Raw genomic sequence first — 15,108 nt, forward strand, 5'->3', positions numbered from 1 at the left:
AGTGCCGGACATACAGTCTCAGTTCTGTCGAGATTGTATCCGCCGTGTCGGCCTGTCGGCAGCATGGGCACCCTGTTTTCGCCAGGTGGCGCAATGACGGATCAGCGCGACAAGAAGCTGTATTCGACCGGTCAGAGAAAGCTTCCTTGAATGTCAGATACGATGAAGTTTTGGCCGGAGTCTGCCGAAGAAACCATCCGGCTTTGCAATCTGCAGGACTTCGATCTCAACGGTCTGGATGATGACCCCGCGTTGAAGGCCATCACCGATTTCGCCGCGCGTCTATGCGACACGCCCATAGCGCTGGTTAGCTTCGTGGAACGGGAGCGCCAATGGTTCCCCGCCCGAACCGGTATCGACGCCCGAGAAACCCCCCGAGAAACGTCGTTTTGCGCACATACCATGCAGGGCGTCGATCTGATGATCGTACCTGATCCGATCCATGACGATCGATTTCGTGACAACGCTCTTGTCGTGGGCGAACCGGGCATACGCTTTTACGCCGGGGCGCCTCTGGTAACAAGCGATGGCGTCCAGATCGGCGCCCTATGCGTAATCGACCGGGCGCCGCGCGACGGTTTGACGGCGATCCAGCAGGAAGGCTTGCGCGTCCTTGCCTCCAGCATTGTCGCGCAACTCATGCAGCGCCGCGCACACATTCATCAGAGTGATGAGATCAGCGAGCAGGAATCGAAGTTCCGTATCCTGGCCGACACAATGCCGCAGATGGTTTGGGCGACCCGGCCGGACGGGTTCCACGATTACTACAACGCTCGCTGGTACGAATTCACGGGAATGCCGGCGGGGTCTACCGACGGTATCGGCTGGAACGGCATGTTTCACCCCGACGATCAGGAACGCGCCTGGGCGCAATGGCGCCACTCGCTGGAAACCGGTGAACCCTATGAAATCGAGTACCGCCTGCGGAGTGCGACTGGCGAATACCGCTGGACACTTGGCCGGGCACTCCCGATCCGAGACAAGGCAGGGGCGATTACCCGCTGGTTTGGCACATGCACCGACATCCACGATCACAAGACGATGCAGGCCCAACGTGAGATCATCGCGCAGGAACTGAGCCATCGGATCAAGAACATCTTCTCGGTGGTCAACGGCCTTATCAGCTTTTCCACCCGCCATCGCCCCGAACTCGCGGAAGTGGCCGATGATTTGCGCAATCGAATTCTCTCGCTTGGCAAGGCGCATGATTTCGTGCGCCCGCACAGCGCGGCATCACAGCCGGAAAAGCGGCCGAACAGCCTTTCCGGTATGCTGTCGGAATTGCTGGAGGCCTATACGGAGAGGGTAACGATCAGCGGAGAGGAGATGATCATCGACGACCATTCCGCGACGCCGTTGGCTTTGACGTTCCATGAACTGGCCACGAACTCGGCAAAATACGGGGCGCTCTCGGTGCCGGAAGGCATGGTGGCGATTTCGTGCCATGAAGATGACGGCCACGCCCGCATCGAATGGATCGAGCGTGGTGGTCCGTTGGTACAGGAGCCACTGGACTATGGCTTTGGCAACAAATTGATCGAACTGAGCGTCACCCGGCAGATGGGCGGATCGATTGAGAGGGTATGGTCGCCCGACGGCCTGCAGGTCGTGATCGAAACGAACAAGTCGGCTATGCTGCGCCCCCCGAAACCGCAGCCTGCGTAGCCAACTCAGGTTCGGCAGGACGAGCTTCATCTCGGTCGCCCGTGGCTACGGCAGCAGCCTCGAGAATCACGGCGTCGGTGAACGGTTTGGGGATGCACCTGACCATCGTGGCCGCCGGCTCATCGATCTGCCCTGGGTTCGCCGTGACATAAACGACCCGCACCCCGGAATTAGCCAGTTCTCGCGCGATATGCGGCCCAGTTGGACCGTCGCGAAGATTCAGGTCAACGAAAGCCATGTCTGCATCGCCACCAGACCGAAGGGCTTCCTGCTGATCGGCTGCAATCCCGATCACGCGATACCCCGCCTGTTCCAGAATGCGCTCGATTTCCATTGCGATGAAAATCTCGTCCTCAACGATCAACACCGACTTCAATGGTTTACCTTCCTGTCGCTCAATGGAAACAATGCGGCATGCGACACGTCGTTCCACTGCAATGCACAATAAGGTAGCCGTGAAAGATAACTTGAGCCCAATTCGGGTGGAAGCGCGTCCCCTTCCTTTACGCTTCCAGCGCCATGCACCCGAGTTTCGGGTCGTCGGTGAAGATGCCGTCCAGCCCTTCTGCCAGATAGCGGCGCATTTCTGTGATGCTGCCATTCGTATTACGCGTGTCGTCGCCCCCGTCGTCGCGAAAATTGGCAGCAAGAAAACGGTTTTCGGGACGGAACGTCCAAGTACCCGCCAGCAAGCCCGCGCGCTGAGCGGCGGCGGCAAGCCCGGTCGATGCGGCCAGCTTGCCCGATGCATCTAGCGGAATGTAGGCTCGGATGGGGGGCGCCAGCCAGTCCGCATATGTGGCGATTTCTGCAAGTCCGTTGGCTGACAGCATGTCGGCATAGGTCTGTTTTTTGCCCGCCGCCACGAGATCGTAGGGCGCTCGCTGAGGAGCATCGATTAACTGCATCAGTTGGACGTTCGCGAAACGGGAGATCTTCGATCGTAGCGCCTTGAGGTTGCCGACTTCGAACGACTGCAGGACGATGGGGGCTCGGCGCAGATAGCCGTCGCGCTCGAACATCGGGAGAAGGCGCGGTTCCAGCGCAAGGCCGATCCCGGTGAAATAGGTGCTGTGCTTCAGTTCGGGGATGAGCCCGATTGGCCGACCGCGCGCGGCAGCTTCGGCAGCGGTAAAATCGACGATTTCCTCGAAGGTGACGATCTGGAAGGCACCATCGTAGGATCGGCTTTCGGATCGCATCGTCTTAAGCCGCTCGCATGCTCGTAGCTGCTTCAGTTCGGCTAGCGTGAAATCCTCTGTGAACCAGCCGATCACCGGCAGGCCATCGATAACCTTGGTCTTGCGTCGGTCGCCAAAGCGCGATTGCGCCGCAACGTCGGTTGTCTCGGCAATGTTGTTTTCGTGGCGGGCGACCAGCACGCCGTCCTTCGTCGCCACCAGGTCGGGCTCGATAAAGTCCGCGCCATCCTCGATCGCCTTGGCATAAGCGCCAAGCGTATGCTCGGGCCGCAGCGCCGAAGCGCCGCGGTGACCGATTACCAGCGGGCGGGCAGGCCGTTTCGGCGCGGCCGTTGCCGGAAGGGCAGCGGCGCAGGCAAGCGCCGCGCCGCCGATCATCGTTGTCCGCCGGGAGAACATGGCGATCAATAAGCCGCCGAAAGCGTCAGGAACCACTGGCGCGGCGCGATCGGATAGGCCGAATAGCTGTTCGTGGCCGATCCGATCGAAAGGGTGGAGACGCCTTTCTTGTCGGTCAGGTTCGTGACGTTGAGCGCCAGTTCCACCTTGCTCAACGGCAGCGTTCCTTCAGGTACCCGCCCGGCGACGCGCAGCGACGTCAGGAAATACGATGATACGCTGGCGTCGTTGGTGAACGTGGCGAACCGACGGCCGACATAGTCGCCGATGGCCTGCACTTCGAAGGGGCCGACGTTCAGGGTCGCCACCGTCTTGTTCATCCACTTTGGGGTGCCGGGCAGCTGCTTGCCGCACGTCGGCACGATGCCTCCGGTGACGACGAAACCGCCGATGCAGCTGTCGGTTGCCGCTCCAATGCCAAGCGCGGTCGACGTATAGTCGTTCTGATACTTCGACAGGTTGTACGACACCGCGTTGTAAAGCGAAAACGTGTTGCCAAAGCGCACGGTGAGGGCGGCATCGACGCCGTCCGTTTTCACGTCACCGACGTTGACGAGCGTGGACGTGCCACCGGTGATGCCGCTGCCGGCAATGCCGCCCGGATTGGTCGGGATGGCGAGGAGGCGGTTGCTGAAATCGACGTGGTAGTAGTTGACCTGCGCCTGGATGGCGATGCCGTTGTCGAACGTGCGATTGGTGCGCAGTCCCGCTTCATAGGTCCAGCTGGTTTCCGGCTTGCCCTCGTCGGCGAAGGCATCGAACGCCGCCTGGCTTCCCGTGAACCAGGGGCCGCCGCCGCCCGCGAGATAGGCCTGATACTGCCGCAGGTTCTTCTGGACGTTGAAGTACACCTGTTCATGCCCGTTAAAATCATACGTCGCGCCGAATGCTGGCAGGAACCAGTTCCGGGTATTGATCTTGCCCTCGGGCAGCGCTGTCGTTCCGCCCAGCGAGCCGACTTTGGGCTGCACCGGGAAGCGCCCGCTTGCCCATTGCGCGCTGGGCTTGAAACCGCCCTGCACCAGCAACTGGTCGTTCACCTGCCAGGTGTCCTGGATATGCAGCTGCAACTGCTTGATCCGCGCTTCGCCCTGATACTGGGTGAACAGCGGATCCATGACTTCCCGCGGGCGCACGTATGGCGTGCTCAAGCCCGGGTTGGTCACAGGAACCGCGTACCAGCGGCGCCATTGGGTCGTGCTGTTGTGTTCGAACCAGCCGCCGAATTCGATGGTGTGGCGATCAAGTTCGATGGTTGCGGCAGAGATCACGCCCGCACGGTCGATGCGGTATTCGGTGGTGCGGGTAATCATCCCCGATCCGCCGCTTGCCGCCACCAGAGCTGCTCCGGACGCCGCTGCCTGTGCGCTTGTGAGAGTGGTGCATGCAGCGGGGCGGATGCCGTTGGCGTTCGCGGTAAAGCGGCAGTTGCTGGGAAGGGTGGCGTAATTGGGATCGAGGTATGCTTGCGCCGTCGTGATCGACTGGCCGAGCGGACCCGCGACGACGCCGACGCCGTTGTTGTGGTGGTAATAGCCGGTGGTCGACCAGGTGATCTTGTCCGACAGCCGCGCATCATAGCGGACGTAACCGAGGTAATCGGTACGCTGGGCGTCAGAGTAATAATTGCGATAGTTGCTGCCTTCGGCCGCCGGAGAGTTGCCGAGCGGGCTAAGGTAGCTGGTCCGGTACGTGTCGAAATCCGGGTAGAAGAAAGGCTTGGTATACGGGGTGAACAACTGAGCCGCAGTAGCCGTGCCGCCTGCCGAGGGCTTGAAGAACACGGTCGCGTCCTCGTTCGGCTGAGTCATGTCGTTGTAGTCGAAATAGAGCGTCAGCTTGCCGGCATCGTCGTCGTGGACGAACTTGGCGTTGGCCTGCCAGCCTTTCTGAATGCCGTTGAAATCCCAGGCCCGCGCCCTTTGGCGGACGCCGGAAATGTAGGCGGAATTGCCGCCACCGATGTCGCCACTATCGATACGCACATACGTTCTGGACGTATCATAGCTGCCCACGGTCTGCGCAGCCCGGATGCCGAATTCGGCCTGCGGATCGGATGAGAATGTTTCGACCGTGCCGCCAAGGTTGCTGTTGGAGGCGGTGGCGAGATCGCCCGCGCCGGTCGCCACGACGACGCGCGCAACGTTCTCGGAAATGACCGCGCGCTGCGGCGACAGGCCGTTGTAGTTGCCATAGCTTTGGTCGCCCAAGGGGATGCCATCCATCGTATAGCCAAGCTGGTTGCCGGCGAAACCGTGGACGAAGATCTGGGCGTTCTGCTCGTTGTTACCCCTGGGATCGGCGGTGATGTACAGCACGCCGGGCAGGGTCTGAATAGCTTTCAGGGGTGATACGCCGGGCAGGATCTTCTGAATCTCCGCTTCGGAAATGGCGGTGGCCGAACGGGTCGACTTCGCACCGGTGACGATGATCGAACCGGCATCGGCGGCGCTTTCCGCATCGGCTGCAGCAGTTGCGTCAGCCGCGTCGTCGCGCGCCATAGCCTGTGTCGCGGTGCACAGCGAAAGGGCGGATCCTGCGAGCATCGCCCAGCGCGCGGCGGCGGATGCCGATCGAATTGCCGTCATGGATTGTCTTTTCCCTAAACCTTTCCGGGCGGTGGAGTCGCCTTGGTGAACGGTCGGTTAGACAAGCATCGTGGCGGTTTGACTTACCTTTGGTGACGATACGACGGCAGTGTGCAAAAAGATGAACAAAACCTCTTGCTAGTGCGAGTGACTCTCAATATCAGCGCGTCAGTCACTTCCAAGGGGGAATACCATGCCTACTACGCCGTCCCATTCGGCTGCCCGCCGCACGTTCTTGGCCCTGTCCTGCATCGCGCCCGCCTTTGCGCCGGTTGCTTCTCTGGCGCAGGATGTTCCGGCCGAGCGTAGCCTTGGCGGGGTAACCGTTTCGGACACCGTATTGGAGGACGTTCCAGGTCGTCGGTTGGAATCCCCCAAGCGCACGCGTCCTGTCCGCGACACGCCGCAGACGATCACGGTTCTCAGCAACGAAGTGATCGAGCAGCAGAACCTGCTTACGCTGCGTGACGTGCTTTCAACCGTTCCCGGCATCACGTTCGGCGCGGGTGAGGGCGGCACTGGCCCTGGCGACAACATCACCTTCCGCGGATATAGCGCAGCCAACGACATCACCATCGATGGGGTTCGCGACAGCGCGCAGATCACGCGGACGGATTCGTTTAATCTCGATCAGATCGAAGTCACCAACGGGGCGAACTCGGTGATCTCGGGCGCCGGTTCGGTAGGCGGCAACATCAACATCGTCACCAAGCGGCCCAAGGCGGAAGATGCCTATGTCGCGACTGCCGGGATCGGCACCGACAACTATTATCGTGCTACGGTTGACCTGAACAAGCGGGTCAACGATCTGGTGGCGTTCCGTCTAAACGCCATGTGGCATCGAAATGACGTTCCGGGCCGTGATGTCGACAACTACAAGCGATGGGGTGTCGCGCCTTCGGTGACGATCGGCATCGACAGCCCCACGCGCCTGACGCTGCAATACTGGCATCAGGAAGATAACAATGTCCCGCAATACGGCGTGCCTTATTACGGCGGCAGCATTGTTCCCGGCGTCGATCGCAGCGACTACTTCGGCTACCGCAACGTCGACAAACAGCGGATCAACGTCGACCAGCTGACCGCCATCTTCGAGCATGAGTTCAGCGATACTGTATCCATCCGCAATCTCGCGCGCTGGCAGGATTCCCGCCAGTTGACGCGGGTCAGTCCGCCGCAGGGCACTTATTGCCTGGCCGATACCAATCGCACGCCCACCGGCGGAAGCTGCACGGTTGCAGCAGGTACGGTCCCGGCAGGATACTACCTGATCGGCGGGCCACGCGGGAACACACGGGACACCCGCAACCAACTGATGTTCGATCAGCTCGATATCAAAGCGGTTTTCAACACCGGCACCATCGAACACACGCTCAATATCGGTGGTGCGGCGACCTGGGAAAAGTATGACCTGTTCACCGGCAACTCGCTTCGCGCCGCGAACGGAGCGGTTGTTTACAACCCTTACCCGCTGGTCAACATTGGCAACCCAAGCGATGTCGTCGTGGGGCCACCAAGCGCTTCGTTCACGTACGGCAGCAACATCTATGTCGGACCGGTGAACTTCATCCGCGCGGGCCACACCATCGGAGAGCAGACCAACGTCGCGGGTTACCTGTTCGACACGATGAAGCTCGGCAAGTTCGAGCTAAGCGGTGGTGCCCGCATCGAGCGTAACGTCGGCACCAGCCGCGCTGATACCATCTGCACCACCGTGGGTGGATGCACGGTCAACGGAAGCCCGGTTGGTCTGGGCAGCGTCACGGCTGCCGGAACCGAGGCGCGCAACGCTGACACGCTGTTTTCCTACCGCGTCGGTCTGAACTACAAGCCGGTGGAGGCGGTGAGCTTTTATGCCGCCTATGGCAATTCGCGCACGCCGTCGAAGAACTCGGTCAACGGATCGTGCACGGCCGACACGCCCGGCGTCCCCAACACAACCTGCAACATCAACCCGGAATCCGCGAAGAACTACGAGATCGGCGCTAAGGCCGAACTGTTCGACGGTGGCCTGCTGTTGACCGCAGCCGCTTTCCGCAACGAGCGTGACAAGTACGCCGTCGTTTCCGGTGACCCGACGGTGCCGAACCAGCAACTCGACGGGAAGTCCCGCGTGGATGGCATCGCCCTTGGCGCGTCGGGCACCATCACTCCGGCCTGGACAGTCACGGCAAACTACACGTACCTGAAGGCCAAGCTGTTGCAGTCAGTTTCGGACAATTGCCTTGCCAATCCCGGCACCGGCGCCTGCACCAATACGCCCGCCAACCCCAACCCAGGCGCCGGGCAGTACCTCCCGCAGACCCCCAAGCACTCCGCCAGCCTATTCACCACCTATCGCCTGCCGTTCGGGCTGACGATCGGCTATGGCTTTACCTATCAGGGCAGCTTCCTGCTGACCGCCGCCACGCCGACTGCAGCAGCGGTTCGTTCCGATGACTTTCTGATTCATCAGGGCTATCTGGCGTACGACTTCTCTCCAAATCTGTCGGCGCAACTGAACGTCAAGAACATCGGCGACAAGCTGTACTTCACCCGCATCCGCAACAACGGATGGGCAACGCCCGGTGACGCGCGTTCTGCGGTGCTGACGCTGACCGCCAAGATGTAAGCGGAAGAGGGCGTCGTCAGGTGACGGCGGCATCAAAATGACAGGGCGCAATCACCAACGTAGCTCAGGTGGTTCGACAATTCGTTGCCGCCGTTGCGATACCACAGAGAAAGTCGGACGCGCCTATGTCGAATTATTAGGCAGCACACCCGCAGCGGATCTGGAATGAAGCTAAATGTATAGAAACGATCTTTAATTAAGCGGGAAATCCAAAGAAATACTCCGTTGAGCTACATCTGCTTTCAGCTTGCCCCGTTCTTCAAACAAAAGGTCTGGTTGGTTGCAACTGGAATGGGTCGGCAAGCGCTTGTGACGTGTAAGGCAGAGCGCATCTGCCGTTCACAGGAGAGTTTGCATGAATAAGCTTGCGATCGCCGTCGCCTTGTCGGTTGGCATGATTCCGGTTGCTTCGATGGCTCAAACCACGGGCACCACGACTACCACAACCAACCCCGGGACTGGGACCAACCCCGGAACCAGCAACAACCCGATGGGCAATGGGCCCACAGCGCAAGGCTCCACGATGGATCCTGCTCCGTCCACAGGGACAACGACCACAACCCGCAAGAACGATCGGACCAAACATAGTGGTCGTCATGGCGGCAAGACTGCGCCATCTGGGACCGCTACCGGTTCGACATCTGACACCGAAGGAACCATGTCCGGGTCTGACGGATCGACCGACACCATGGGCGGCACGACTGGGACCACAACCGGCAGTATGGGAACCGGCACCACCTCGGGCACCTCTACCTCGGGCGGTATGGGTCAGTAATCCTTTAATCAGGTATGAGGAAAAGGGGGCTTTACGCTCCCTTTTTCTTGTCGTGAGTTAAGGGCTGTTCACCAGCATGTCGCGTATTGCATCTATGGGGACATGGCGGCAGGGAGCGATGATGCGGATTGCTCTTTTCGAACCTGAGATCGCCGGAAATGTCGGCGCCATATTGCGCCTGGGAGCGTGCATGGGCGTGGAAGTCGATCTGATCGAGCCGATGGGATTTACTTGGGAAGACAGAAGGGTGCGCCGGGCCGCGATGGACTACATTGATCACGTCACGGTCGAGCGTCATGTCAGTTTCGAAGCTTTCAGGGAAAAGATCGGTGCGCGCAGGCTGATATTGTTCACTACCAAAGGCTCCGGATCTGCCTTTGATTTTCGGTTCGAGGTCGACGATGTGCTGCTATTCGGAAAAGAGAGTGCAGGGGTTCCGGCATTCGTGTCAGACGTATGCGATGCACGGGTACGCCTGCCCATGCGCCCGCAGGTTCGTTCGATGAACCTGGCGATGTCCGCTGCTATCGCACTTGGTGAAGCGCTACGTCAGTCTGGCAGCCTACCCGCCTGACGCCGCCCTAAGCTTGTCCGGCGTAGCCATCATTTTTTACGGAACGGTTCGCTGATCGACTGGTTGGCTCCTTGAACAGGGAGCCTTTTGAATGCCCATCACGCCTACCGCTGATAACTACGGAAACGATGCAGACCGACCGACAGTTATTCCCGCCGCCGGGTGGAAGCAGATCGCAATCCGTAGCTGGAAGGAAGCCAGCGAAGACAATCTGGGGCTGATTGCGTCTGGCGTGGCGTTCTGCGCTGTGCTTGCTTTGGTACCCACATTGGGTGCCATTGTGTTGACTTATGGGTTGATCGCCACGCCGGAAACCGTGTCGGCCAACATCGGGTCCCTGACCGCGATGATGCCGGAAGACGCGGCGCGGCTGATCGGAGAGCAGCTTGCCAATGTGGTCAACTCGTCGGACGGCAAGAAAGGGATCGGCCTGATCGTGGCTCTGGCCATCGCATTATATGGTGTGATGAAAGGGGCGTCTGCGCTGATTACGGCCCTGAACATTGCTTATGATGAAAGCGAGACACGCAGCTTCGTGCGCCTTAATTTGCTGACGCTCGGCATCGCGACGGGGAGCATTGTGGTAGCGATCCTGGCCATGATGGCGATCGCGGCGATGGCCAGCCTGAACAGCCTGTTCCCCGCCGCACCGTCAAATGTAACGACTATCGGCACGCTGATCTCCTATCTGCTGGTGGGAGCGGTAGGTGTCGGGCTGGCAGCTGTGGTGTACCGCTACGGGCCGGACCGGGAGCATGCCAAATGGAAGTGGCTTAGCCCCGGGTCCATCTTCGCATCGGTGTCATGGATGCTGATCACCTTCGGGTTTGGCATGTATGTCGCCAACTTCGGCAACTACGATGCGACCTATGGGTCGCTTGGTGCGGCGATGGTCTTGCTCACATGGCTGTATCTGTCCGCTTACGCGCTCTTGCTTGGTGCGGAATTCAACTGTGAGATAGAGCGGCAGACGGAGAAGGATACAACCACCGGCCACGACCGCCCCATGGGTTCACGCGGCGCTTATGCGGCCGATACAATGGTTGACCCGGCGGTGCCGTCCCAATCTGGTTGAGCCTTGATGTCTGCCGTCGCAAAAGATCTGACACTACGCCTTTTGCATTCGCGACGAGACGGCGCGACTGTGTGTCCCAGCGAGGTGGCGCGGGCGCTTGTCGCACAAGGCCCTGATCAGCAGGCAAGGGAATGGCGGAGCGTGATGCCGGAAGTTCACGAGGCAGTTGATGAACTGCTGGTTGAAGGACTGATCGATCTCAGCTGGAAAGGCAGTCGGCTTGATCGCCGATCCGGGCCATATCGGATCGGTCGCAACAGAAAGTGACTTATCTGCGCAGGATGACGGGTTGATCTTTTGACGTTCGGAGTGCCTAGTGGATGGTATGAATCCACATACTCGCGCCATAATTGCCGCTTCCGCCTTCAGTTTCGTCACCGGCAAGAAAGTCGCGGGCGTTTACGACCACTCAGCCGGACAGGACCGGCGGATAGCGTCGGAGGTAAGGGGCGACCGTATTCGGGGCTTCGATGAAAGCCGGGGCGCTAAATTCGGTGGTACGTTGCCAGAGTTGTTCGACGAGCGTGATAAGGCATATTTTTCGTGCGAAGTGGCAGGCAACACCGCGAAAGGATATGATCGCCTCTCTTCGCATTTCTATGAAGCCAATGTAGCCGATGGGATGGTTCAGGTGTATGATCACGGCGAAAGCGCGTGGTTCTCTTACGACATCCAGGATGCCAACGCCGCTGAAAGCTATTATCGCACTGGGGCGACAGGGGACTGATCTGCGCTAAGGCATTTGATGGCGCGACCGTGTATACGACCGAGCCATCAAATGGTGTATCAGCGTTAGTCTGCCGATCAGGACGCAGCCGTGCTGCGATGTTGTGCGGCGATGGTATTCAGGTGTATTGTCGGCTACTTTATGGACCCTACCAATGCCTGAAGATCCATCAATCCTCGGCCCATTGAAAGGCCCTGTGGTCCCGCGATGAAGCGCGGCTCCCACATCGGCGAGAACTTGTCCTTGTAAGCGCGAAGTCCTTCAAAGCCATAGAACGCCTCGCCATGCTTGTAGAGCAATGAACCGAGTTTGGACCAGAGCGGTGCCAGACGCCTCGCCTCAAGGCCTGCGAGCGGCGCCATGCCGATGTTGAACCGACCGTAGCCCTCGCTTTTTCCCCACAGGATCAGGTGAAGAAACAGGTAATCCATCGTGCCATAAGGCATCTCGTCGTCATGGCGCATAAGGTCAGTGGAAAGCTCTGTTTTGTTCGCGGTTTTCCAGATGTTGGCAAAAGCTACGATCCGTCCACCGACTTTGACAACGGCGCAGTCGAATCTGCTCACGTAATCTTGTTCGAAACGACCGATGCTGAACCCTTTTTCCCGATTGCCTTTTGATCGAAGCCAGCGTGTGGATATCGCTTCCAACTCTTCCATTATCTCAGGCAACCGCGCTGCGGGAATAATCTCGAAGATGGCTCCATCGCGGACCGCGCGGCGATCGGCATATCGCAACTGTTTTGCCGCCGGGCCCTCCAGAGTGAAGCTGTGGAGATCGATCAGTGCCTCTTCGCCGTACTTTACGATCTGAAGGCCAAGATCGATGGCGATCGGCAACACATCGAGGCTGATCTGGTACAGAATCAGACGGCCTTGCGCGGCATCGGCTTGCTCGCGCAATTGGCATAGAAGATCGTCCCATTCAGCCTTGATGCCGACAGGATCGCCCATGACGATCCAGCTATGTCCCTGGATCGCGTACATCACGAAGCATTGACCCGAAGCGGACACCAGGAATTGCTTGTCGCCTGTGTAGGCCAGATTGGCGTCGGTACGATCCGCAAGCGCGAGCATCTCGGTGCCGGGCATCTCTGAAGTGCTGCCTGCGGCGGGCCGTGCCGACGCCGGTCTGAGCAGGCGCCAGAACGCCACCGCAACCAGAAATACGGCCACACTGAAGCTGGCCCGCAGAAATTTGGATGGGTCGTCTTTCTGGGCGACGTGCCACCACAGGTCATTATTATAAGCGACGTGCTTGTACGCGAAAAAGCCAATCCAGATGGAAAGGCCGATAGCAATGGCCACGGTTGCCAACCATCCGGGCGTGAGGGCATCGGCGGTGAACTTTGTGCGGCGGTAGAATGCCGGCCGGGTCCATTGCAGAAGTCCGGCGATGACCAGCATCACCGTCGCTTCCTCGTAATCCAGACCCTTGGACAGCGAGAACACAGCGCCCGCAAGCGACACGAGCCGCGTCAACCAAAACGCGCCGTCCAGTCGCTTGTATAGGCCCGGAGCAAGCACCAGCAATGCGGCCCCTGCCAGGCTTGCTGCCATATGCGACGCTTCCATGAACGGAAGAGGGAGCAGTTCGACCAGAGTCTTTGTGCGCGACTGCAGGGCTGGAAGCGACCCCGAGACGAGCAGCACCATCCCGCCCAGAAAGACCAGCACCGAGATCATGGTGGGAGCAAGCCCGGAGGCGAAGGCTTGTGCGCCGCGGAAGGTCGCCGCGAAAGGATGCCACCATCACCGCCTCGAACACGCCAATGCCGCCCGGAACATGCGTCACCAGAACGATGATGATCGCCAGCGTATAGCCTACGAAGAATACCGGCCAGTCGGACAGGTGCACTTTAGGAACCAACAGGAACAGTGCGCCGCTTGCAGCCGCAAGGTCTGTGACGACGACGGCGATCTGCGTCAGCGCGAGATCGAAGCCCGGAATGGGCAGCGACCACTTGCTTAGGGAAAGAGTTCTGCCTTTCGGTCCGGACCCACCAACAGTGTCGCGATCGCGATCAGCATCACGACCCCGATCTTCAGGTGCTGCGGATCAATTTGCGTTATCGTTGAATAAATGTCCGCCCCATCGCGGGTACGTAAACCTGACCCTGCCATCGCCCTTGTCCTGTAGTCTTGACCCCGCCCTCGCGGCACGGACATCAGTGTGCTCGCAAATGCGATCGCGGCTATGATGATGAGCGTAAGAGCCAGCCCGACCAAGCGGCGTGCGGAGCACCCCCTACGTCCGCTGGGATCAAAGAAAATCGGCGTCATGTCCCGCACCCTCTGAAACAGGCGCATGTACATTGCGCCACACGATCGTAGATCGCATCAGACGGCATAGAAGGACGCGTATAAAGCGATGCTATTCGCTGTATTAAGTTTTGGTCATGAAAATGGCCGGCCGAATGCGCAAAAGTCTGGCAGGACAGGGCGCTCAATCTCTTTACGAGCGCCCTTTTAGAAACTGCCTGTCAATCGCGCCGAAGCTTAGTCTTTAAAGCATCTATACGTTTTGATGCTTCTGCCTTGTCGAGGTCTGAGGAAGGAAGTTCCTCTCCCGCTTCCTCACAAAGAGTGGTTAGATAGGAAGCCTGCGCTCCGGTCATCGGATCGTGACCAGACACCCAATTGTCCGGCGATTTTTCGGTATTAGAACCGGGATGTTCATCCATTTTGGGGTTGTGGGGCTGATCAGTCATGTCATCACCTTAGTTCTCTTTTTGTTCTAGCGTAACATAGTTGGTGCTGAAAAGGTTCCCTTCATCGACCTTGTTGCAACCGTAAGGGGCAAACCCGCGTTGGCGGTACCGGGGCAGATAAAGCTGCAGGAACAACAAGGAGAGATAGCATGAAACTCTACTATGCACCTGGGGCATGCAGCCTTGCCGACCATATAGCCTTGGTCGAAAGCGGACTGTCGTTTGAAATTGAAAAAGTAGACCTGAAGGCGCAGAAAACCGAAAGCGGTGCTGATTTCAAATCCATCAATTCCAAAGGCTATGTGCCGGCGCTAGAGCTGGAGGACGGTTGTATACTCACTGAAAACATAGCAATACTGAGCTATATCGCGGATCGGTCAGGCAAGCTGGTCCCTGCCGATAGCATGCAGCGATTTCGTATTCTTGAAGCGCTCGCCTACATCTCGACTGAGTTGCACAAGAATTTCAAGCCGTTTTTCAAGCCTGATGCAACGGCCGCTGAAAAGGAAGCCGCTCGCGAGGTACTAACCAAGCGGTTCGCATTCTTCGAACCGGCATTGCAAGACGACGGCTACCTGCTCGGCGACTTCAGTTTAGCTGATTGTTATCTGTTTGTGATGATCTTCTGGGCAACGAAAAAGGTCAAAATGGATATCTCCCCTGCACTACAAGCTTATTTCGATCGCGTATCCGGTCGTGAAGCGGTCAAGACGGCGTTGGGCAGTGAAGGTATCGGCTGACTGGACTGATTAACTGACCGAAAATATGTACTAAGAGCGCCG

The 15,108-nt window shown here is 58.9% G+C and carries 13 protein-coding genes; 8 read left to right on the forward strand and 5 right to left on the reverse strand.

The features are described 5' to 3' along the window. Nucleotides 1–150: 150 nt before the first annotated feature. Entirely contained in the window at nucleotides 151–1,665 is a 1,515-nt protein-coding gene (locus ACZ1JM_RS17740; protein ID WP_465133662.1) for a sensor histidine kinase, read from the forward strand. Here ACZ1JM_RS17740 and ACZ1JM_RS17745 read toward each other — a convergent pair. From ACZ1JM_RS17745 to ACZ1JM_RS17755, 3 genes are all read right to left on the reverse strand, one after another. Continuing rightward, nucleotides 1,631–2,032 (reverse strand): response regulator, encoded by a 402-nt coding sequence (locus tag ACZ1JM_RS17745; RefSeq protein ID WP_465135123.1) that lies wholly within the window; start codon nucleotides 2,030–2,032, stop codon nucleotides 1,631–1,633. The genes ACZ1JM_RS17740 and ACZ1JM_RS17745 overlap by 35 nt on opposite strands. A gap of 136 nt (nucleotides 2,033–2,168) precedes the next feature. Beyond that, on the reverse strand, nucleotides 2,169–3,266 hold the full coding sequence (locus ACZ1JM_RS17750; protein ID WP_465133663.1) for a glycerophosphodiester phosphodiesterase family protein: 1,098 nt from the start codon (nucleotides 3,264–3,266) through the stop codon (nucleotides 2,169–2,171). A gap of 5 nt (nucleotides 3,267–3,271) precedes the next feature. Continuing rightward, a complete protein-coding gene (locus tag ACZ1JM_RS17755) occupies nucleotides 3,272–5,854 on the reverse strand; it encodes a TonB-dependent receptor (RefSeq protein WP_465133664.1) in 2,583 nt (860 codons plus the stop codon). Between the two features lie 193 nt (nucleotides 5,855–6,047). Here ACZ1JM_RS17755 and ACZ1JM_RS17760 point away from each other — a divergent pair, with 193 nt between their 5' ends. From ACZ1JM_RS17760 to ACZ1JM_RS17785, 6 genes are all read left to right on the forward strand, one after another. Beyond that, nucleotides 6,048–8,465, forward strand: coding sequence for a TonB-dependent receptor (locus ACZ1JM_RS17760; protein WP_465133665.1), 2,418 nt, complete (start codon nucleotides 6,048–6,050; stop codon nucleotides 8,463–8,465). Between the two features lie 355 nt (nucleotides 8,466–8,820). After that, nucleotides 8,821–9,240 (forward strand): hypothetical protein, encoded by a 420-nt coding sequence (locus ACZ1JM_RS17765; protein WP_465133666.1) that lies wholly within the window; start codon nucleotides 8,821–8,823, stop codon nucleotides 9,238–9,240. A gap of 121 nt (nucleotides 9,241–9,361) precedes the next feature. After that, entirely contained in the window at nucleotides 9,362–9,814 is a 453-nt protein-coding gene (locus tag ACZ1JM_RS17770; protein WP_465135124.1) for a tRNA (cytidine(34)-2'-O)-methyltransferase, read from the forward strand. 91 nt (nucleotides 9,815–9,905) lie between these two features. Continuing rightward, complete coding sequence (locus ACZ1JM_RS17775) at nucleotides 9,906–10,889, forward strand: YihY/virulence factor BrkB family protein (protein WP_465133667.1); 984 nt, start codon at nucleotides 9,906–9,908, stop codon at nucleotides 10,887–10,889. Nucleotides 10,890–10,895: 6 nt separating this feature from the next. Continuing rightward, nucleotides 10,896–11,156, forward strand: coding sequence for a DUF3253 domain-containing protein (locus ACZ1JM_RS17780; RefSeq protein ID WP_465133668.1), 261 nt, complete (start codon nucleotides 10,896–10,898; stop codon nucleotides 11,154–11,156). 58 nt (nucleotides 11,157–11,214) lie between these two features. Further along, on the forward strand, nucleotides 11,215–11,616 hold the full coding sequence (locus ACZ1JM_RS17785; protein WP_465133669.1) for a hypothetical protein: 402 nt from the start codon (nucleotides 11,215–11,217) through the stop codon (nucleotides 11,614–11,616). A gap of 134 nt (nucleotides 11,617–11,750) precedes the next feature. Here ACZ1JM_RS17785 and mprF read toward each other — a convergent pair whose 3' ends face one another. Beyond that, nucleotides 11,751–13,301 carry a bifunctional lysylphosphatidylglycerol flippase/synthetase MprF gene (gene mprF / locus ACZ1JM_RS17790; protein WP_465133670.1) on the reverse strand — a complete coding sequence of 517 codons (1,551 nt, stop codon included), beginning with the start codon at nucleotides 13,299–13,301 and terminating at the stop codon, nucleotides 11,751–11,753. Nucleotides 13,302–14,098: 797 nt separating this feature from the next. Further along, a complete protein-coding gene (locus ACZ1JM_RS17795) occupies nucleotides 14,099–14,326 on the reverse strand; it encodes a DUF3072 domain-containing protein (RefSeq protein WP_465133671.1) in 228 nt (75 codons plus the stop codon). 149 nt (nucleotides 14,327–14,475) lie between these two features. Here ACZ1JM_RS17795 and gstA point away from each other — a divergent pair, with 149 nt between their 5' ends. After that, on the forward strand, nucleotides 14,476–15,066 hold the full coding sequence (gstA, locus tag ACZ1JM_RS17800) for a glutathione transferase GstA (RefSeq protein WP_465133672.1): 591 nt from the start codon (nucleotides 14,476–14,478) through the stop codon (nucleotides 15,064–15,066). Nucleotides 15,067–15,108 lie beyond the last annotated feature (42 nt).

This window comes from Novosphingobium sp. BL-S-24, assembly GCF_055521575.1.